Origin of the sequence: Jannaschia sp. 2305UL9-9, assembly GCF_041403465.1 — a bacterium.
Classification (GTDB): Bacteria; Pseudomonadota; Alphaproteobacteria; order Rhodobacterales; family Rhodobacteraceae; genus Jannaschia.
Genome location: NZ_JBGEHM010000010.1, coordinates 1 through 20,847 on the forward strand (window position 1 = coordinate 1; position 20,847 = coordinate 20,847).

Genomic DNA, 20,847 nt, shown 5'->3' on the forward strand with positions numbered 1-20,847 from the left:
CGCTTCGATGTGCTAACTTGGTTCGGATGCAGTTGATGCTTTGCCGCGATCTCCTGCACTGTCTTATCACCACGCAGCGCTTCCAACGCCACCTTAGCCTTAAACTGATCTGCAAAGTTCCGGCGCTTTGCCATTCTCGTATCCCTTCAAAGGCTCGGGATACACCTTGGCCGACTGTCCGGTTTGAGGGGACCAGTTTAGGAGGCGCGAGCTATGGCCACAGGATGATTGAGGACCTCGCGACTGTGAAGAAGAACCTGAACGTGGAGCAGGGTCTACCTGCCGCGATTAGTCCACGGTGGAGAGCTGAGGGTCCCGTCCTTAACCGGCGTTTCGAGCGGTTGCACAGTGCGCCGGTTTGTCCCGCCTGCATCAACGAGGGGCGCCCACATCGGCAATCCTGGCGGCATGTTTTCGTGACCGCATGCACGGAACATGACCTCCTGCTGGTAGACCAATGTCCGATCTGCTGGAATTCGCTCATGCCAGGAAAAGGCGGCTACGGCGCGTGCGCATGTGGCGGGTCGCTCCTGCATCTCGAGCGAAACAAAGCCACCAACGCAGAACTCGCAATCTCCGCGCTCGCGGGCGGAGAGATGCATCCGAGCCGGTCCTCACTGCCCCCAGCGTTGGCGTTCCGGACTCCCGGCGACATCGGCGAGTTTATCTTCTTTCTGGCAGCATCTGGTGCTGCAACCCGGTCCGGGAAGCACGGAAAGACAACCATCCCGAAGACGATCGAAGAAGCGAGGCGTTTCCTCGCCACCGCAACAGATTTGATCTGTGATTGGCCCGGTGCATTCCGGAAAGATTCCTCGGCGCGCTTGCAGCGCGGAGAACGATGCGCCTCGACCGCTCCGGAAAGGCTCGGCCGTTGGTATCAACGTCTGATGCGGTTCAGTCACCCGGCATATAATGACATCCGGTCTGGGCTCGCAAAGGTTGTCGGTGAGGAGTTCGACGGTGCCTATGTCGGTGCCATTGATCTGTCTCCAGAACTCGAACGGGTGTGGGTGTCGGCTGCAGAGGCGGCGCGCATGATCGGTATTCGGCCGGATCGCATCGTAGACGCTGTCGCCAACAAGCAAATCGATGGCAAACTCTACAGCCGGGGTTTCGGCTACCGGCACACCGTGATCCACAGAACGACGGTCGATACCGTCCTCGCAAACAGGTGTCGCTTCGGCGATCTGAAGGCTCTGCGTGATCTACTCGGCGTGTCGCGCAAACAATATGATCTGCTCCGTGAGGCTGAGTTCATGGAGACCGTAGTCGCAATAGACCTCCCTCCGCTGGTGGACGGCAACCATGATCTGGAAGCTGGCCAAGCAGACAAAGACTACTGCTCGGTCCGTGATGGCGCGCCTCAAAAAAGCGCATGTTGAGCCAATCGGCGCGTTCAAGGATGGCCCCGCCTGGCGAGGGCACCTGATCAGGCTCGCGGACCTAACGACGGCAGGCTGGTCGGTAAGCGCATCCCATGACCGAGATTGAACGTTCCCCAGAAACCCTCGCCGCGATGGAACGCACAATGGCGGCCGAGCAGCGCCTCAAAGAAGATCTGGTGCGCATCGCCTGCTGGATTGAGGCCAGTCACCCGGAATGCCTGTCGGTTCTCGAAGTCAAGCGTCACTATTCGTGCGAAGACAACGAGATCGCTTATGTGGTGCCGCTGGTGAAGTATCAGGCAACAAGGCGCCTCATTCGTGGCGAGGCAGAAGCCGCCTTTCGGGCACTTGGCTGGACGATCAGGCCTGAGGGGCGCGATGTCCGTTCCATTTTCGGACGGCACAAAGCTGGTCGCAACACGAACGCCTCCAGGCGTTTTCGGAAATCCAGAAGGTCATGCGGAACACTGAGATGGCGCCAGCCTCGGATCCGGACCCACGGCGGACGCATGAGCGAGTTCGTCGCCGTCATGATTGTTCTCTTTCTGAGTGGCTCAGCCTTTCTGGCGTCATTGCTCTGCCTCAGACGGCCGGACCGCCCCAGCCGCTCGTATGACATCGATGAAATCGTCAAGAATGCCCCTTTGCATCGATTGGCAGAGTTCAAGGTTAGGTTGCCTCGCGACGAGCACCTGCCGCGGATACGCGCCCTTTCTGCTCGCAGGTCTTCTCAGGTGGCGCCTCAAGGACCCCACGGCCCTTGTGTCTGGCATTGACCCCCTGGCCGAAGATTTCCTGGCGATCATCGAGAAAGTCGAAGTTGATCTTATTGGCCGCCGTAAACCGAGTGCCAACCTCCAGCGGCGACGCGACAAGATCTTGCCGATTCTACGGGATCTTAAGGAGGAATTGCTCGGCCAAGGGACAAATCCGGATCTTCTTATGGACATCCACGGTGCGAGCTAAGGCCAAGATGCTGCATGCGCAGTTCAGCGAAGACACTTGTAGCTTCTGCACATGACTTAGGTCTCCATGTCCGCCAAGTCAGCCGGGAGGCTGACGCGGGGGGATGCGGATACAGTTAATGACCGCGTACCGCCCGCCTTAACCCAGATTGCCGTGGTGGTTGCAGATACAAGCGCGCACGCGTGACGAGCGCCGGGAGGATCCCGCTCAGCCAATGCATGTAGGCCCGGAGTGTCTCCTGCCATTTCTGATGAAGACCGGGAAGCTGTCGCGAGGCGCACTGGGCTTCCATGCTCGCTGTGAAAGGATTAAAATGCAGGGATGGAGAGCCACGATGAGAGCCGGTGCGTGCTGAAACCTGACCGCGAAAACCTTTGCGCGTAGTCCGCGAAATCCTTTGTGCGCAAAGGATGGTTTAACACATTCAAATCTCAAGGGGCGTAATGCTTCGCCGCGCGCGTGGCTTTTCGCATGTTGAGGTTGGGGTGCGACCGCGTTTCCCATGCCTTTCAGGTGGTCAGCGCGAAATCCTTGAGGGAGAGATCGGGCAAAAGGTTCGATTTCGACCAAGTGAACCTGATCCAATTCCACGAAGCGTCCTTCGATAGCTTGTATGGACGCTTCGAGCGTACAGCTATGCCCCATCGGGTGGGCGCTGACAGTACAAGGATGGCGGGGGCGCGGCCATGGGCTTTCGAACCCAAAAGGGGCGCATTGCCACACCGTAGTTCCCGTCATGCTCGACATACTCAAGGGCGCCCCATCCGATCATAGGGGTCGGCCCAAGCCTGTCGTTGAAGGTAAGCCCCCCATTCCGTCCCGCGGCATCACCAGAATGGCCATGCCGCTGGCACAGGCGGAATGCTGTCACACTGTTGTGACGAATATTCCTTATCGGCCAACTGGAAACGTTTTCACACCAGAGAATCGCGTGAGCCAGAGGCAGAAAATCACCATCAAGGACGTCGCGAGGGAGGCCGGCTGCGGCATCGCGACGGCCAGCCGTGTGCTCAACCGATCCGGCCCCGCCAGTGCGGAGGTGTGCGAACGGGTGGAGAAAGCCGCGCAGGAGCTCGGGTTTTCCTTCAGCGCGATCGGGCGGGCCCTGCAAAGCAGCCGAAGCATGACGATCGGCTGCCTCGTGCCGTCGCTTGCCAATCCCGTTTTTGCCGAAGCGGTCCAGGGCGTGCAGGAGGCGCTGTCGGGCACCGGTTATCAGATTCTGATCGCAAGCTCGAACTATGATGGGGAGGCCGACAATCAAGCCATTGCAACCTTGCTGGCCAAGGACGTCGATGGCCTGATCGTGACTATGGTTGCGCCGGAACAGAGCGTGGCGCTGACGCGGGCAAGGCAGCGCGGCTTTCCCTTGTCGCTCATGTTCCATGACCCGATCGAAGGCCTGCCCAGCGCTCATGTGGACAATTTCGAAGCCGCGCGTGAGGTCGCCCGCCGCTTCTGCGAATTGGGTCACAGGCGAACGGCCTTCCTGGCGCTGCGGTTCTCCACCTCGGACCGATCACGCAACCGCTATGCGGGATTTCACGCGGAATGTCGTGCACGGGGTTTGCCAGACCCGGCGCTGATCGAGCTGAGCGAAGCCGAGGCCAATACGCCCCGGCTTCTGGCCGAAATCCTTTCGACGCTCGACGGGCTGAGCGCAGTCTTCGCCTCGAACGATTTTCTGGCCATCGCGGTACAAAAGGCCGCCCGGCTCATGGGCAAGAGCGTGCCAAGGGATCTTTCGGTGGTGGGCTTCGACGGGGTCGAGATCGGACGTCTTCTCGACATCCCGCTGGCGACGATCGAAACCGCGCCCGGCGCCATGGGACGCCAGGCCGCGCACACCTTGCTGGACCTGATGCAGGGGGGGCCGTGCATTCAGCAGCCGCCCTTGCCCATCAATTTTCGTGCGGGGGGCACGCTTGCGCCGCCCCGCACGGAAAGCCGCGACGACGACCAGGGTGCGACCTGGCCGCCGTCAGTTCACTTGCTCAAGACCGATCTCAAACAAGGATGAACCCATGAAACATACCGCTTTGTCGGCGCTACTCGCAACCATGGTTGCAGCGCCGGCCTTGGCCGAGGATGCCATCTGCTACAACTGCCCGCCGCAATGGGCGGACTGGGCTTCGATGCTCGAGGCGATCGACGAAAAGCTCGACATCCAGATGCCGCATGACAACAAGAACTCGGGCCAGACCCTAAGTCAGCTTCTGGCCGAGCGGGCCAGCCCGGTGGCCGACGTGGCCTATTACGGTGTCACCACCGGCATCAAGGCCGGCACCGAAGGCGTGGTGGAACCCTACAAACCCGAAGGTTTCGACGACATCCCCGAGGGCCTGAAGGACCCTGAAGGCAACTGGTTTGCCATCCACTACGGCACGCTCGGGATGTTCGTGAACGTCGACGCCCTGGCCGGCGCGCCCGTGCCCCAGTGCTGGGGTGATCTGACCAAGCCCGAATACCGTGGCATGGTCGGCTATCTCGATCCGTCCTCGGCCTTCGTCGGCTATGCCGGTGCCGTGGCCGTGAATCTCGCCAATGGTGGCGATCTGGGCAATTTCGACCCGGCGATCGAGTATTTCAACGCACTGGCCGAAAACGACCCGATCGTGCCCAAGCAGACCTCCTACGCGCGCGTCGTGTCGGGCGAGATTCCGATCCTGTTCGACTACGATTTCAACGCCTATCGCGGGAAATACGAGGAAGACGGCAATTTCGAGTTCGTCCTGCCCTGCGAAGGCTCGGTCCGCGTGCCCTATGTCATGAGCTTGGTGGCCGGTGCGCCCAACCCCGATGCGGGCAAGCGCGTGCTGGATTTCATCCTGTCGGACGAGGGACAGGCGATCTGGACCAATGCCTATCTTCAGCCTGCACGCCCGGTCGAACTGCCAGCCGAAGTGGCCGACAAGTTCCTGCCGGCCTCCGATTACGAGCGGGCCGTGGCCGTGGACTACGCCGAAATGGAACGCGCCCAGGCCTCCTTTGGCGAGCGTTACCTGAACGAAGTCGAGTAACCCCGAAACGCCGGGCCGGCACACGCCTGCCCGGCACCTCGCTCAGATCGGATCCAGGAATGTCCCGAAGGCACTTCGTTTTCCTCTGCCTGCTGCCGCTGTCGATCTTCACGCTGGCGTTTCTGGCAATCCCGCTGGGACGACTGATCCTCGCCTCGGGGGAAAGCGATAGGGGCTGGGGCATCTACCTGCAGATTCTGCAGACGCCACGCTACCTGTCGACGCTGTTGCAGACGGTCGTGGTCTCGCTTGCCGTCACGGTCGCCGCGCTGGCGATTTCGACCACGGCGGGGCTGTACCTCGTGCGCAACCGCTTCGTGGGTCGGAACGTGCTGTTGTCGATCCTGACCCTGCCGCTGGCCTTTCCCGGCGTCGTGGTGGGCTTCATGATCATCCTGTTGGGTGGGCGGCAGGGCCTCGTGAATCAGCTTCTGCCCGGATACTGGGTGTTTGCCTATTCGATCACCGGGTTGTTCCTCGGCTATCTCTATTTCTCGATTCCACGGGTCTTGCTGACGGTCATGGCGGCCGCCGAAAAGCTCGACCCGGCGCTGGAGGAAGCCGCGCGCACGCTGGGCGCGCCGCCGTGGCGGATCGTGGTGGATGTGCTGCTGCCCGCGCTTGCGCCCGCGCTGATCGCCGCCGGGGCCATCGCCTTTGCCACCGCCATGGGGGCCTTCGGCACCGCCTTCACCCTGGCCACCGACATCGACGTGCTGCCGATGGTGATCTACACGGAATTCACCCTGTCGGCGAATATCGCCATGGCCTCCGCGCTGTCCGTCGTGCTGGGCCTTGTCACATGGGCGATGCTGCTGATCGCGCGCAGCTTCTCCGGCGGCGCCGTCGCGGCAGGGGGCTGAGCGATGAGACACGTCGCCCGACACGTCCCCCTTGCCGTCACGCTGCTGGCCTGCGCCTTCCTGCTGATCCCCATCATCCAGTCGATCCTTGCCGGGCTGACGGTAAACTACTTCCGTGGCCTGTCCTCGGGCCTGACGCTGAAATGGATCGGTCAGGTCTGGCAGCTCTATTCCGGCAGCATCTTCCTGTCGATCTGGCTGGCGCTGGCTTGCCTTGTCGTCACGCTCGTGCTCGGGGTTCCGGCGGCTTACGTTCTGGCGCGCAATCCCGGCCGGCTTTCACGCGTGCTGGAGGAATTCATCTCGCTCCCCCTCGCGATCCCCGGCCTCGCGCTGGCGCTGGCGCTCCTGCAACTCTACGGCTCGGTTCAGGGGTTCCGGACCAGCTGGACATTCATCCTTGTCGGGCACGTCCTCTATACGCTGCCCTTCATGGTGCGGTCCGTCCTGTCGGTGCTGGCCGCTATCGACCTGAAGACGCTCGAGGAAGGCGCGGCCTCTCTGGGGGCGGGCCCGGCGCGGCGGTTCATCGATATCGTCGTGCCGAATGCGATGCCCGGCATCCTTGCCGGCGCGCTGACCGTCGTGACCCTGTCGATCGGCGAATTCAACCTGACCTGGATGTTGCACACGCCCTATCTGAAAACGCTGCCCGTGGGCCTTGCCGACAGCTACGCCTCCATGCGGCTGGAAGTCGCCTCGGCCTATACGTTGGTTTTCTTCGTGATGATCGTCCCGCTTCTGATGGCCATGCAATGGGCCAGTGCCCGCGCACAAAGGATCATGCAATGACGCTGACACTTGCAAATATCGCCAAGACCTTTCCCGGCGGCACCAAAGCGCTGCGGCCTACCGACCTCGAGATCGGGAAGGGCGAGATCCTCGCGCTCCTCGGGCCGTCAGGTTGCGGCAAGTCCACCCTCCTGCGCATCATTGCAGGGCTTGAAACGCCGGATCCCGGCGCCGCCATCGTCTTCGACGGAGAGGACGTGACCCATCAATCGGTGGAACGCCGCATGATCGGCATGGTGTTCCAGTCCTACGCGTTGTTCCCCAACATGTCGGTGCGCGGCAATATCGGTTACGGGCTGAAGATGCAGAAGCTGTCCAAGGCCGAGATCGCCGCGCGCGTGGACGAGGTCATCGACCTGTGCCGCCTGAGACCCTATGCCGACCGCGCGATCACCGCTCTGTCCGGTGGCCAGAGGCAGCGCGTCGCGCTGGCCCGCGCAATGGCGCCGCGCCCCCGGATTCTGCTGCTGGACGAACCTCTGTCGGCGCTGGACGCCGCGCTGCGCAGTCATCTGCGCGACGAGCTGGCGCTGCTTCTGCGCCAGTTCGGGATCACCGCGATCTTCGTGACCCATGATCAGGACGAGGCGATGGCGATTGCCGACCGCGTGGCCGTGATGAGTCAGGGCGAGGTTGCCCAGATCGGCACGCCCGAAGCGCTCTACCGCAACCCGGCCAGCTGCTTCGTCGCCCGCTTCGTCGGCGATGCCATGCCGCTGGAGGGACGCATCGAGCATGCGCAGTTGCATCTGCCGGGTGGTGTTCTGACCCTGCCCAAGGCCGCCGACGGCCAGCAGGTTCTGGTGCGGGCCGAGGATATACGGATCGATCAGAACGGCCCGGTTACGGCCCGGGTCGAAGCAGTGACGTTCCTCGGCACGCATTATCGGATCGCCCTGTCCGGCGCGATGACCGGGCCGCTTTTCATGCTGCATGCGGGGCTCAGCGCCCCGCGAACGGGGGAGGAGGTGCGCCTGTCCATCCTGCCAGAGGCGCTGCTCGTCCTGCCAGCGGACAGGGCCGCGTGATGCCCGGCTTCATTCAGATCACCGACACCCATATCGTCGCCCCCGGCGCGTTGGCCTGCGGACGCTCCGACACGGCCGAGGCGCTGCGCCGCGCCGTTGAGACGATCAACGCCAAGTTGCCGCTGTGGAACGGGATCGATTGTGCCGTCGTCACGGGCGACCTGACCGATCATGGCACGCCGGAGGAATACGCGCATTTCCTGTCCATCATGGACGGCCTCGCCCTGCCGTGGCTGGCCATACCCGGCAACCACGATCAGCGCAGGCCGATGAGACAGGCGTTGGCGGACGCATCCTGGATACCTCGCCAGGGTCCCGTGCAATGGATACGGGATTTCGGTCCATTCTCGGTGATCGGCCTCGACACGTTGCTGGAAGGCGCGCACCACGGGATGATGTGTGACGCGGGCATGGACTTCCTCGATACCGCGCTGTCCCGGATCGGCGATCAGCCTGCCATCGTGGCCACCCACCATCCCGTCATGCATGCAGGGATTCCCGCGATGGATGCGGACAACCTGCGCAATGGCGCGACGCTGATCGCGCGGCTCGCGGCACATCCCGGGCCTGTGCGCATGTTGTCAGGCCATGTCCACCGCGCCCTGACCGGCCAGATAGGGCGCGTGACCTGCCAGATCGCGCCCGCAACCTGCCATGCGGTCCTGACCGATCATCGCAACGGGCCAGACCCCCGGCTGGTGCTGGAACCCGGGGCCGTCACGGTCCATCGATGGCTCGATCAGCCCGGGGCGGGACTGGTCTCGGACGTCATCCCGACGGGAAACTTTCCCGGCCCCTGGCCTTTTCAGGACTGAGCGGTTCGGAGCAAGGCAGGACCGTCACAGAAGGCACGACGCGCAGGCGTCGGGATCACATATCATCCTCCGGGCCGCCTGCGGCATCGAGGACGAGCAGGAGGCGGGTTTCGCCCGTGCCTTCGATGGGCGGAGAGCGATGGAGCAGACCCGCGGCAGGCCGTTCTGGCCATTGCGTTCCACGCAGCAGGATCGGCGTGCCGGGTGGCACCGAAAAGACCTGCGCGGGGTCCTGACCGTCAACCGAGAGTCCGTATTGCGTCCCCTGACCGCGATAGGTGCAGACCAGGCGGGCCCTGATCGCATCGACATGAAACTTGCGGCACGCATTGGACGTGACGGCCTGCAATCGAAGACGCACGTAGGGCGCCTGCATCAGGTTCGCGAAGATATTCGCAAGCGCGTCGATATCATCGATCAGCCGTGCAAGTTGGGGGCTTTGCGGTGTCTTGGCACTCTCGCACAACTGTGTCACGGCCGTCCTCACGGTGTCGGGCCGCAGGACGACACGTCCTTGCGGCAACGAGGCCGGATCAAGGCCATCGATCCAGTCCTGAAAATCGGCGGCCGGCTGCCGACGCCAGATCGCCGCCGCGCAGCTTGGCTTCAGGAAAGCCATCAGGTCTTCGGGCGTGTCCGCAAAGGCAACGCCGGTCGTGGTGCCCCGATCGATCGGGCGCGCGAAAGTCATGCCGCATCCTCCATTCGACGCCAGCCCGGGAACGGATCGGGCATGTCGAGCGGCAGGGCATCAGGTCCGGAGGCCATGACCGCCGGCACGAGACAGGCGTTCAGTCGGGCTCGAAGCGCCGCCCAGTCGATGCCCGCACCGATGAAGACCAGTTCCTGCCGCCGGTCGCCCCATGGTTCGGACCAGTGCTGCGCCATGTAGTCAGACGTGGCCACGTGGTCCGGCCAGCGGTCCTTGGGCACGTTCGCCCACCATGTCCCGATGGGTTTGACGCTGGACAACGACCCGGCAAGGGAAAACTCCGCAACCCACTCGGGCCGGGTTGCGATCCAGAAATGACCCTTTGCGCGGATCACGCCGGGCAGGTCACCGTTGAGCACGGCAAGGATCCTTTCCGGAATGAATGGCGCCTGTGCCCGGTAGATGTATGACGCGACGCCATACTCCTCGGTTTCGGGGACGTGATCGGCAAAACCATAGAGTTCCTTGGCCCACATCGGATGTTCGTGCGCCTGCTCGAAATCGAACAACCCGGTGTCGAGGATCTTTTCCGCTGCCACATCGGACTGGTTGGTTTCGATGATCTCGGCATCCGCGTTCAGGCTGCGAATGATCTTGCGGGCGGCATCGACCTTGTCGGCGCCCGCATCCGCGACCTTGTTCAGGATCACGACATCGGCAAACTCTATCTGATCGGTCAGCAGGTGCACGAGGGTCCGCTCGTCTTCCTCGCCCATCTGCTCGCCCCGGTCGCGCAGGAAATCATGGCTGGAATAATCATTGAGCAGGTTCACCGCGTCCACGACGGTTACCATCGTATCCAGTCGCGCGACATCCGACAGGCTGTTGCCGTACTCATCACGAAAATCGAAGGTCGCCGCGACCGGAAGCGGTTCGGAGATGCCCGTGGATTCGATCAGCAGATAGTCGAACCGCCGCTCGGCGGCGAGCTTGCGGACCTCGTCCAGCAAGTCATCGCGCAGGGTGCAGCAGATGCACCCATTGGACATTTCGACCAATGTCTCATCCGTTCGGCTGAGTTCCGTATCCGCACGCACGAGATCGGCATCGATGTTCACCTCGGACATGTCGTTCACGATGACCGCAACGCGCCGCCCCTCCCGATTGTTGAGGACGCGATTCAGCAGCGTGGTCTTGCCAGCTCCGAGAAAACCGGAAAGCACCGTGACGGGAAGGCGTGTGTCTGACATAGGAAGCTCCGAAACTGACCAGTACATTCACGCAACTTATTCAGTTACATCTTATATGCAACTATCAAAGTTGCATATACTGCCTGCTCGGGAGAAAGTCCGCAGATGAAGCGTAATTCTCGACTATCACTTGCCCTGCACACCCTCAGCCACATGGCAGGGAGCCCTGACCGCATGCGCACATCCGCCGACATTGCCGAACACGCAGGGACCAACCCCGTCGTCGTCCGGCGTGTCTTGGGGAAACTGCGCCAAGCAGGTCTGTTGACGTCTGAAAAGGGCCATTCCGGCGGGTGGCGGTTGGCCCGGCAGCCTCGGGATATCACGCTGGCGGATGTCTATCTGGCGCTGGATGAACGGATGGTTGCAACGGACGAGGCAGGCGATGTGCCGACCTGTTCGGTCGAACATGCATTGCATGAACGGGTCTCGGAGGTTCTCAGGGAAATCGAGGAAAACCTCGTTCAGAAACTGCGGGAAACGTCCATTTCCGAAGTGCGTGGTGGCGGCCTCTGATCAGGCTGACCGTTGCCTCCGGAAGGCGGCTTTCAGACAGCCTCCCGATCCTCGGGGGCCGGATCCGAAGGCCGGGCCGACTTGCGATCGTGCGGGTCGTCGACCGCCGGATCGCCAGAGGGTGTGCTTCCACCTCCCACGGCGCGGGGTCAGCCTATCGGAACCTGCGCGCAATCCTGCGCGCGCCGGTATTGGCCAGCACGAACATCGCCGCTGCAAGACAGACGATCGTGGGGCCCGTGGGGGTGTCGAAACTGTAGGATATCTGCATGCCGCCAAGCGCGGAGGCCGCGCCGATCGCGGCCGCCATCAGCGCCATGCGTTCCGGTGTCGATGACAGGGGCCGCGCCGCCGCGGCAGGAATGACCAACAGGGCCGAGATCAGCAATGCCCCCACAACCTTGATCGCCACCGCAACCACGACGGCCAGCGCGATGGTCAGGATCATCTGTTCACGCGCGGGATCGATCCCGCTGGCCTGCGCCAGATCGGGGTTCAGGGTCGCCGTCAGCAGGCTTTGCCAGCGCCATGCCAACAGCCCGGTGACCAATGCCGCCCCCGCCCAGATGACGGCCAGATCCAGCTTGCCCACGGCAAGGATGTCGCCGAACAGGTAAGCCATCAGGTCGATGCGCACCCCCGGCAGGAAGGACACGGCAACCAGACCTGCGGCCAGTGCGGAATGGGCAAGGACGCCCAGCAGGGTATCCGCCCCGTAGCCCCGCCCGGAAAGCAGCGTGATCGCCAGCGCCATCGCAAGGGAAACCAGAAGCGCGCCGGCAAAGACCGACACCGAAAATGCCAGTGCGAGTGCGACGCCCAGGATCGAGGCGTGGGCCGTTGCATCCCCGAAATAGGCCATGCGCCGCCAGACCACGAAACAGCCCAGCGGCCCGGCCGCAAGCGCGACGCCCACACCGGCCAAGGTCGCGCGGGTCAGAAAACTGTCGAACAGGGTCATTCCGCAGCCTCGTGCGTGTGGTCGTGGTCGTGCGAATGGCTGTGTTCATGCCGGTACAGTGCAAGCGCCCCCTGCGTCCCGGTTCCGAACAGGGCGCGGTATTCCGGCGCGGTGGCCACATGTTCCGGACGGCCTTCGCAACAGACATGTCCGTTCAGACAGATCACCCTGTCGGAGGCGGCCATTACGACGTGCAACTCGTGGCTGACCATCAGAACGGCACATCCCAGATCGCTGCGGATCGCTTCGATCTGACGATAGAAGGCGGCAGACCCCGGCTGATCCAGACCTTGAGTTGCCTCGTCCAGAACCAGAAGCTGCGGGTTGGACAACAGGGCCCGGGCAAGCAGGACGCGCTGAAACTGCCCCCCCGACAGGTCCGTCATCTGACGGCCCCACAGCGCGCCAACCCCGGCGGTATCGAGGGCCTGTCCCGCGCGCGCGTCATCGACGCGGTGTGGCAGGCTGAGGAACCGGCGGACGGTCAACGGCAGGGTCGGATCGATCGAGAGCTTCTGCGGGACATAACCGATCCGCAACCCGGCCTGCCGGGTCACCCGGCCCGAAGCAGGGCGGATTGCCCCGATCAAGGCCCGCAGCACGGTCGATTTCCCGGATCCGTTCGGACCGACGATCGTCACGATCTCACCCGGAGCGATCCCGAGGGTCACGTCCCGCAACACGACCTGCTGTCCATGTCGGATCGTCAGGTGGTCCAATTGCACCAGCGGTTTGGTCATGGCCGGTCCTTTTGACACCTTGGGCACAGGCCTTCGATCTCTACCACGGTCTGCTCGGCCTGAAAGCCGCCTTTCGTGGCCATCTCGCCAAGATCCGCATCGGTTTCGGCCACCGCCTCGCAGGCGCGGCAGATCAGGAAGGCCGGATCGTGTTGTGCCTGTGGATGGGTACAGGCAACGAAGGCGTTCAAACGCTCGATCCGATGGGCCAGCCCGTGCTTCGTCAGGAAATCCAGCGCGCGATAGGCAACGGGCGGCTGAGACCCCAGGCCTTCGGCGCGCAGGGTGTCGAGGATCTCGTAGGCCCCGACCGCCCGGTGGCGGTGCAGCAGAATTTCCAACACGCGACGACGCACCGGCGTCAGTTGAAGGCCACGCGCATCACAGCGCGCCTGCGCGGCCGCAACCGCGTCGCGGATGCAATCATCGTGATCATGAGGGTCGAAACCAAGGGGCGCCATGCGGGGTTGATATGTTATACTATTACATCTAGCAACCCGGTCCATCTGATACATGCGAAAGGTTTCATGATGACGCGTCTCCTCCTTCTGTCGGCCCTGGTTGCAGCCCCCGCCGCCGCCACGGCCGATGTGCCCCGTGTCGTGACTGATATCCTGCCGGTTCATGGCCTTGTGTCCCGCGTCATGGATGGGGTCGGCACGCCCGAACTCCTGCTGCCGCCCGGTGCCTCTCCCCATGGGTATTCGATGCGTCCGTCCGAGGCGGGAAAACTGGAACAGGCGGATGTTGTCGTCTGGATCGGCGCAGGCTTGACCCCCTGGTTGGAAAATTCGCTGGACACGCTTGCCGGCGACGCCACGCGCGTGACCCTGACAGAGGTGGAGGGCACGATCCTGCGCCCGTTCTCGGACGACCACGACCACGGCGCTCATGGCGGTGAGGACGATCACGATGATCACGATGATCACGGGCATGATGATCATGAGGGTCATGAGGATCATGGGCACGACGATCATGGGGAGGCTGACCACGACGATCATGCGCACGACGATCATGAAGATCATGACGAAGAGCACGCCCACGACGAGCACGAAGAGCATGGCGAAGAGCATGCCCATGATGATCATGCCGAGCATGGCGACGACCATGAAGAGGAAGGTCATTTCGTGGGCGACGGTCACGATCATGGTGCCGACGATGTCGACCCGCACGCCTGGCTTGACCCGGTGAACGGTGCCCTGTGGCTGGCAACCCTGGCCGAAACACTGGCCACGGCAGATCCGGAAAACGCAGAACTCTATCGCGCCAACGCAGTGGCCGGTCAGGCGGAAATCGCAGCCGTGTCGACCGAGGTGGAGACACGTCTGGCAAGCGTGGGCGACGCGGCCTACCTCGTGTTCCACGATGCCTATGGATACTTCGAGGACCGCTTCGACATCGCGTCATCCGGGGCAATCAGGCTGGGGGATGCGACCACGCCGGGCGCCGCACGCATCGCGGAACTTCAGGACAGAATCGCCGATGATGGAATTGCGTGCCTGTTCACGGAGCCTCAGTTTCCTGCCGGCCTGGCCGAAACCGTCGTCGAAGGCAGCGGCGCCACCCTTGCGACGATCGATCCGCTTGGCACGAATCTGACACAGGGGAGCGGGTTCTACCCCGACCTGATCAGCGCATTGGCCAATGACATGGCAGGGTGCCTGTCCCGCTGACGGGATCACAACCTGCTGACACATCCCCAAAGGGGACTCGACAAGGGCGTCGAAAATGAGAACATTACAGGAACACCTGTAACGATTCTCGGGATGCCCCTGTCATGCCGCCCACCTCGGAGACGCGCCTTCCTGCCGTGACCGAAGCCTTCGGCACCGCCCGCGACGCAGCAGCCACCGCGCTGGTACTTGCGCAGCTGGATACGCTCGGGCGGAGCGGCCCGATCCTGTGGGTGCAGGATCGGCTGTCCGCCCAGGAAGGCGGCCTGCCCTATACGCGGGGCATCGCGGGAATCATCGGAGAAGATAAGCCCATCTTGAGGGTCGCGGCACGCACGGCCGCCGAGGCGCTTTGGGCGATGGAGGAGGGATTGGAATGCGCCGCACTGTCCGCCGTCATCGGAGAAGTCTGGGGCACGCCCCGCGTGCTGGATTTCACGGCCAGCAAACGATTGGCGCTGCGATCGCAACGGTCGGGCGTGCCGCTCTGGCTGTTGCGCCCGGACGCAGAGCCGGGGCTGTCGGTCGCCCCGGACCGCTGGCACGTATCGGCCGCTCTATCGACGCCGAACATGCTGGATTCCCGTGCGCCGGGCACCCCGCGCTGGATGGCAGACCTGTTCCGGTCGCGGCGCAGGCCCCCCGGTATCTGGATGGTTGCCCATGACCGCGCGACGCATCGCCTGCATCTGGATGCCCCGCTTCGCGATGGCGCGGTGGGAACGGGTCCGCAGCCGATCCCCGCGCCCGACACCCGCGCCGTGGGATGACGCCCCGCCGGACCATGGCCCCGAGACGCCTTTCGTTCTGGCGGTAGACGGCCAGCACGGGCCGGTCATCCATGCCGTCAGCACAGCAGCCGCCGATCTTGGCATCACCACCGGAACCCGTGTCGTCGATGTACGTGCATTGTGCCCCGACCTCGTCGCACTGCCCGCGGATCTGGCCGGGGATGCGGCGGCCCTCGGGCGTTTGACGCTCTGGGCCCGTCGCTGGTGCCCCTGGTCCGCCAGCGACGGGGCCGACGGTATCGTTCTCGACACCACCGGATCGTCCCATCTTTGGGGGGGCGAGGCCGGGATGCTGACCGACATGTCCGCCCGCCTTGGTGACCTCGGGCAGGAAACACGCCTTGCCGTGGCCCCCACGCATGGGGCCGCGTGGGCCTTGGCGCACTATGGTGGCACGCAGGAAATCAGCCACCCCGATGCGCTCCGCGCCCGCCTTGCTGCCCTGCCCGTGGCGGCGCTGCGTCTGGATGGGGCAACATTGCTGACACTGCGTCGCCTCGGCCTGAAGCGGATCGGCGACCTGATGGCCATTCCCCGCGCCACGCTGAACCGGCGGTTCGGGCGTGATGGCAAGACGCTGATGACACCCTTGCGACGTCTGGATCAGGCCCTCGGGCACCTGCCCGAACCGGTGGTCAGCGCCGCCCCCCCGCGCCGGTATCGTCAGGTGCAGCGCCTCGCCGAACCGATCCTCGACCCGCAACCCTCGCTGCCGGGCCTGATGCAGATGCTGTGTCAGGACATGGCCCGGGATGGTCAGGGGGCACGGGCCATTCGCCTCGACCTGTACCACGTGGACGGTCGCGTGACCGGTTTCGAAGCCTTGACTGCCCGTGCCAGCCGCGATCCTGCGCATCTGTATCGCCTGATGGAGAGACGGTTCGAGACCCTCGACGCGGGGTTCGGCTTTGACACGATCGCGGTCGAAGCGACCCGGATCGAACACCAGAGCAGCGCCCAGGCCCGGCTGGATGGTGGGGATGACGCCGATGTCGCCACCGCCACCCTTATCGACCGGCTGAGCAGCCGCCTTGGCCCGCAGGCCGTGCAATGTCCTGCACCGCGCGAAAGCCATATCCCCGAACGCGCTGAAACTTGGAAACCGGCGCTGCGCGGCGGACGCGCCGACCTGTTGGCCCCCGGGGGCCTGGGCGGCGGCGGCATGGTCGCCCCTGCCCGTGACCGCCCGGTGCGCCTGTTGCAGACACCGGAACGGATCGAGGTTCTCTATGCCGTACCCGAAGGGCCGCCCGTCCGCTTCAAATGGCGCCGGAAGCCCTATTTGATCCGCCGACATCAGGGGCCGGAACGTCTGTCACCGGAATGGTGGCGCGCGGCGGCCAGCGCCCGTCTGCGCGACTACTACAAGGTCGAGGTCACGGACGGGGCGCGTTACTGGCTGTTTCGCGAGGGAATAGCCGGCGATGGACGCGGCGCGGACCCGGACTGGTTTCTGCACGGGCTGTTTGCATGAGGCGACTGCGCGAAACACCGGATCGGACCACGCCCATGACCACGCCGCGGCCCCGTGCATGGCCCAAGGTCCAGCGCCCCCGCGACCGGCATCAGCTTGGCGGCACGACCACGGGGGGCCTTCCCTTGGAACGGCGATCGGGCCCTCAGCCTGCGCCGCAACAACAACCTGCAGGATACTGCTCAACAACATGTTACGGGCTGCTCGGAAAATCACGCCCCCTTCCTCTGGCTGCAAATACCTCGGGGGGGGTCACCGGGGTGACGGGGGCAGAGCCCCCTGCCCGACCCGCCATATTCGATCCATCCGAGGTGATTTCAGACTGACAAGATGCCCGACGCTCCGCTCACCCCTGACAAACGCACCCTCGACCCGAACCAGCCGTTCACCCGCAACCCGCGCGCCGCATTCGTGGAACTGGGCTTGGCGTCCAATTTCTCGTTCCTGCATGGGGCCTCGGATGCCGTCGACCTGGTGGAGACGGCATATTCCATGGGGTATGATCGCATCGGCATCGCGGATCGCAATTCCATGGCCGGTGTCGTGCGCCTGCACGCCGAGGCGACAACCGCACAGATGACCCCCCTGATCGGCACCCGGTTGATCCTTGCCTGTGGAGCGGAATTTCTGGCCTATCCCACCGATCGCGCCGCATATGGGCGCCTGTGTCAGCTGATCTCCAAGGGGCGCCGGCATGACCTTGACGGAGCATGGCAGGCCAAGGGACGCTGCGACATAAGCTTGGCGGATCTGGCCGCACATCAGGATGGCAACATCCTGATCGTCATACCACCCGAGGACCTCTCCGCTTTCGAAGCCGACCTCCCGCGCCTGACGGCCCGCCTGCCCCGGCTGAGCCATATCGCCCTTATCCACCACTATCGGGGCAATGATCACACACGGATCGAACGGTTGGACCGGTTGGCCCGGCAGCATGGACTGGCCAGCGTTGCCACAAACGATGTGCTGTATCACGCGCCTGAAAGACGCCCCCTTCAGGACGTGATGACCTGTATCCGCGAAAAGGTGAAACTGGCCGACGCCGGGTTTCACCTGGCCGCCAATGCCGAACGGCATCTGAAATCTCCGCAGGAAATGATCCGCCTGTTCGATCGGTGGCCCCATGCCATCGCCGAAAGCCTTGCCATCGCCGATCGGCTGAATTTTTCACTGACCGAACTGAAATACGAATACCCCGAAGACGACATTCCCAAGGGCCGCAGTCCCGATGCGCATCTGCGTATCCTGACGGAAGAGGGCGCGGCCCGCCGGTACCCGGATGGCATCCCCCAAAAGGTACGCGATGCGATCGAGATGGAACTCGCCTTCATCTCCGAGCGGGACCTGGCACGCTATTTCATCACCATTCAGGAAATCGTCGCCTTCGGACGGCGTCAGGGCATTCTGTGTCAGGGACGCGGGTCGGCGGCCAATTCCGCCGTCTGCTTCTGCCTCTGGATCACGTCTGTCGATCCGGCCCTGAACGATGTTCTGTTCGAACGCTTCATGTCCGCCGACCGCAATGAACCACCGGATATCGACGTCGATTTCGAACATGAGCGACGCGAAGAAGTCATCCAACATATCTATGCACGCTACGGTCGGGCCCATGCCGGGCTCTGCGCGACGGTCATCCACTACCGCCCCCGGATGGCGGTTCGCGAAGTAGGCAAGGTCATGGGCCTGTCCGAGGATGTGACCTCTGCCCTGGCCAAGACGACGTGGGGCAGCTGGGGGCAGTCCACGCGAGACATGCACCCCGAGGAAACCGGCGTGAACATCGCCGATCCGCATATCCGGCGTGTCCTCAAGCTGACGGACCAATTGATCGGAATGCCACGCCACCTCGGGCAACACGTCGGTGGATTCATTCTGACGAAAGAGGCATTGACCGCGACCGTTCCCATTGGAAATGGCGCCATGCCGGATCGCAGCTTCGTCGAATGGGACAAGGACGACATCGAGACATTGGGCATCTTCAAGATGGACGTGCTGGCCCTTGGGATGCTGACGTGCATCGCCAAGTGCTTCGGCCTGTTGCGCGCACACAAGGCGATCGAGATGGAGCTGGCCACGGTCAAGGAAGGGGACGAAGCGACCTATGACATGTTGTGCAGGGGCGACTCGCTTGGTGTGTTTCAGGTCGAAAGCCGGGCGCAGATGGCCATGCTGCCCAAGCTGCGACCGCGTCAGTTCTATGATTTGGTGGTACAGGTCGCCATCGTTCGCCCCGGTCCGATCCAGGGCGACATGGTGCACCCATACCTGAAACGTCGGCGCAGCGGCGAGACGGCTGATTCCATCGATTACCCCCAACCCGGACCACCGCATGACCCGGACGAGTTGAAAAAGATCCTCGGGCGCACCTTGGGCGTTCCGATCTTTCAGGAACAGGCGATGAAGATCGCCCTCGTCGCCGCCCGTTTCTCGGGCGCGGAGGCGAACCAGCTTCGCAAGGCAATGGCCACATTCAGATCCAAGGGATTGGTATCGGACCACAAGGAACGGATGGTCGGGCGTATGGTGGCACGGGGCTACGACCCCGATTTCGCCGCCCGTTGCTTCAGCCAGATCGAAGGGTTCGGGGAATACGGCTTCCCCGAATCCCACGCGGCCAGTTTCGCGCATCTGGTCTACGTATCAAGCTATCTCAAATGCCATCACCCGGACGTTTTCGCCTGCGCGCTTCTCAATTCCCAACCGATGGGGTTCTACGCCCCGGCACAGATCGTCGATATGGCGCGACGATCCGGTGTGCGCGTTCTGCCGGTGGATGTGAACTTTTCAGACTGGGACTGCACGCTGGAGCCGGAGGGCACGGGCCATGCCCTGCGTCTCGGCTTTCGCCAGGTGTCGGGTTTGAAGCAGGAGGAGGCCTATCGCCTGATGGCGCATCGCGGTCACCCCTATTCCGGGGTCGAGGACATGCGACGCCGCACAGGTGTCTCCAAACGCACCTGCGAGCATCTGGCGAATGCCGATGCCTTCCGATCCTGCGGCATTGACCGTCGTCAGGCCCTGTGGGACGCAAAGGCCATTCGGAACGCGCCGGACCTGCCCCTGTTCGCCCATGGTGATGCCAAGGATGTCGGGGACGAAGCGCCCCACATCCTACCGGCGATGCCACTGCGGGAACATGTCGTGACCGATTATCAGACGGCGCGCCTGTCATTGAAAGCGCATCCGATGTCTTTCATGCGTCGCGCGATGAACCGCGCCGGCTATGTCAGATCCTCCGACCTCCGTGCATTGCGTTTCAACGCGCGATGCTCCGTTGCGGGCCTTGTCCTGATCCGCCAAAAACCCGGGAGCGCGAAGGGTGTATGCTTCGTCACCCTCGAGGACGAGGCCGGCGTGGTGAATATCGTCATCTGGCCTGACCTGTTCACGACCTATCGCCGTCCGATCATGTCAGCGCGCCTGATGGCAGTGCATGGCCACGTGCAATTCGACGATGCCGTCGTACACGTTGTGGCCCATCGTATCGAGGATCGAAACGACGTTTTGTCGCGTCTGTCCGAGGATGAGTTGGCGCCGGATCTTTCCCGGGCGGACCATGTGAAGGCACCTCTCCCGAGCCATACCTCGCGGCATCCGCGTGATGTTCGGGTTATCCCGAAGTCACGTGATTTTCATTGAGGTTTGGGTTTGGCGATGGACTGGCGTCTGATGCGGTTCTGCCCCTTCCGCCGGACAAGCCATCTTATTGGCGATTAAGGCGTTGTGGGTTCCACGCGTCCATGCAGGGACGTTTTGACGCGGTTCCTGCTGGTATTATTATTTTGGTGTGTTTGTGACGCAAGAACCCCCGGTTGGTGTTTATCCAACTGGGGGTTTTTGTGTTTTATTTGTGTTTATGGAGAATTGGTGTGATTTTTAGGTTTGGCGATGACCTACTCTCCCACGTCTTGAGACGCA

General features: G+C 63.2%; 19 protein-coding genes. 13 read left to right on the forward strand and 6 right to left on the reverse strand.

All coding sequences use genetic code 11. The features are described from left to right. Nucleotides 1-134: transposase (locus V6N07_RS18275; RefSeq protein WP_371158506.1), on the reverse strand; the 134-nt coding region annotated here is incomplete at its 3' end. Nucleotides 135-224: 90 nt separating this feature from the next. Here V6N07_RS18275 and V6N07_RS18280 point away from each other — a divergent pair. The 8 genes from V6N07_RS18280 (at nt 225) to V6N07_RS18315 (ending at nt 8,872) form a co-directional block, all read left to right on the forward strand. Further along, complete coding sequence (locus V6N07_RS18280; protein WP_371158471.1) at nt 225-1,385, forward strand: hypothetical protein; 1,161 nt, start codon at nt 225-227, stop codon at nt 1,383-1,385. 95 nt (nt 1,386-1,480) lie between these two features. Further along, a complete protein-coding gene (locus V6N07_RS18285) occupies nt 1,481-2,164 on the forward strand; it encodes a hypothetical protein (RefSeq protein WP_371158473.1) in 684 nt (227 codons plus the stop codon). 1,121 nt (nt 2,165-3,285) lie between these two features. Next, nucleotides 3,286-4,374: a LacI family DNA-binding transcriptional regulator gene (locus tag V6N07_RS18290; protein WP_371158475.1), complete on the forward strand. Its 1,089-nt coding sequence runs from the start codon at nt 3,286-3,288 to the stop codon at nt 4,372-4,374. 4 nt (nt 4,375-4,378) lie between these two features. Continuing rightward, the gene (locus V6N07_RS18295) at nt 4,379-5,374 is read left to right on the forward strand and encodes an ABC transporter substrate-binding protein (RefSeq protein ID WP_371158477.1); all 996 of its coding nucleotides are present in this window, start codon (nt 4,379-4,381) and stop codon (nt 5,372-5,374) included. Between the two features lie 59 nt (nt 5,375-5,433). Beyond that, the gene (locus tag V6N07_RS18300; RefSeq protein WP_371158479.1) at nt 5,434-6,237 is read left to right on the forward strand and encodes an ABC transporter permease; all 804 of its coding nucleotides are present in this window, start codon (nt 5,434-5,436) and stop codon (nt 6,235-6,237) included. Between the two features lie 3 nt (nt 6,238-6,240). Beyond that, a complete protein-coding gene (locus tag V6N07_RS18305) occupies nt 6,241-7,029 on the forward strand; it encodes an ABC transporter permease (RefSeq protein WP_371158480.1) in 789 nt (262 codons plus the stop codon). Continuing rightward, complete coding sequence (locus V6N07_RS18310) at nt 7,026-8,057, forward strand: ABC transporter ATP-binding protein (protein ID WP_371158482.1); 1,032 nt, start codon at nt 7,026-7,028, stop codon at nt 8,055-8,057. Before V6N07_RS18305 ends, V6N07_RS18310 begins: the two co-directional genes overlap by 4 nt. Continuing rightward, nucleotides 8,057-8,872: a phosphodiesterase gene (locus tag V6N07_RS18315; protein WP_371158484.1), complete on the forward strand. Its 816-nt coding sequence runs from the start codon at nt 8,057-8,059 to the stop codon at nt 8,870-8,872. The genes V6N07_RS18310 and V6N07_RS18315 overlap by 1 nt, the downstream gene beginning before the upstream one ends. 55 nt (nt 8,873-8,927) lie before the next feature. Here the strand turns inward: V6N07_RS18315 and V6N07_RS18320 are convergent, their stop codons facing one another. Then, nucleotides 8,928-9,563, reverse strand: a complete 636-nt coding sequence (locus V6N07_RS18320; RefSeq protein ID WP_371158486.1) for a DUF1826 domain-containing protein — start codon at nt 9,561-9,563, stop codon at nt 8,928-8,930. Next, nucleotides 9,560-10,774 carry a GTP-binding protein gene (locus tag V6N07_RS18325; protein WP_371158488.1) on the reverse strand — a complete coding sequence of 405 codons (1,215 nt, stop codon included), beginning with the start codon at nt 10,772-10,774 and terminating at the stop codon, nt 9,560-9,562. The genes V6N07_RS18320 and V6N07_RS18325 overlap by 4 nt, the downstream gene beginning before the upstream one ends. A 105-nt stretch (nt 10,775-10,879) precedes the next feature. Here V6N07_RS18325 and V6N07_RS18330 point away from each other — a divergent pair, with 105 nt between their 5' ends. Then, on the forward strand, nt 10,880-11,290 hold the full coding sequence (locus tag V6N07_RS18330; protein WP_371158490.1) for an Rrf2 family transcriptional regulator: 411 nt from the start codon (nt 10,880-10,882) through the stop codon (nt 11,288-11,290). Nucleotides 11,291-11,444: 154 nt separating this feature from the next. Here the strand turns inward: V6N07_RS18330 and V6N07_RS18335 are convergent, their stop codons facing one another. From V6N07_RS18335 to V6N07_RS18345, 3 genes are read right to left on the reverse strand one after another with little or no spacing between them, the layout of a single operon-like run. Further along, nucleotides 11,445-12,251, reverse strand: a complete 807-nt coding sequence (locus tag V6N07_RS18335) for a metal ABC transporter permease (RefSeq protein WP_371158492.1) — start codon at nt 12,249-12,251, stop codon at nt 11,445-11,447. Beyond that, nucleotides 12,248-12,991, reverse strand: a complete 744-nt coding sequence (locus V6N07_RS18340; RefSeq protein ID WP_371158494.1) for a metal ABC transporter ATP-binding protein — start codon at nt 12,989-12,991, stop codon at nt 12,248-12,250. Before V6N07_RS18340 ends, V6N07_RS18335 begins: the two co-directional genes overlap by 4 nt. Beyond that, entirely contained in the window at nt 12,988-13,452 is a 465-nt protein-coding gene (locus V6N07_RS18345) for a Fur family transcriptional regulator (RefSeq protein WP_371158496.1), read from the reverse strand. The genes V6N07_RS18340 and V6N07_RS18345 overlap by 4 nt, the downstream gene beginning before the upstream one ends. A 69-nt stretch (nt 13,453-13,521) precedes the next feature. Here V6N07_RS18345 and V6N07_RS18350 point away from each other — a divergent pair, with 69 nt between their 5' ends. The 4 genes from V6N07_RS18350 (at nt 13,522) to V6N07_RS18365 (ending at nt 20,568) form a co-directional block, all read left to right on the forward strand. Further along, nucleotides 13,522-14,664, forward strand: coding sequence for a zinc ABC transporter substrate-binding protein (locus V6N07_RS18350; RefSeq protein ID WP_371158498.1), 1,143 nt, complete (start codon nt 13,522-13,524; stop codon nt 14,662-14,664). Nucleotides 14,665-14,768: 104 nt separating this feature from the next. Continuing rightward, on the forward strand, nt 14,769-15,434 hold the full coding sequence (locus V6N07_RS18355) for an ImuA family protein (RefSeq protein ID WP_371158500.1): 666 nt from the start codon (nt 14,769-14,771) through the stop codon (nt 15,432-15,434). Continuing rightward, a complete protein-coding gene (locus V6N07_RS18360; RefSeq protein ID WP_371158502.1) occupies nt 15,328-16,929 on the forward strand; it encodes a DNA polymerase Y family protein in 1,602 nt (533 codons plus the stop codon). The genes V6N07_RS18355 and V6N07_RS18360 overlap by 107 nt, the downstream gene beginning before the upstream one ends. Nucleotides 16,930-17,259: 330 nt before the next feature. Continuing rightward, nucleotides 17,260-20,568 (forward strand): error-prone DNA polymerase, encoded by a 3,309-nt coding sequence (locus V6N07_RS18365; RefSeq protein ID WP_371158504.1) that lies wholly within the window; start codon nt 17,260-17,262, stop codon nt 20,566-20,568. Nucleotides 20,569-20,847: the final 279 nt, after the last annotated feature.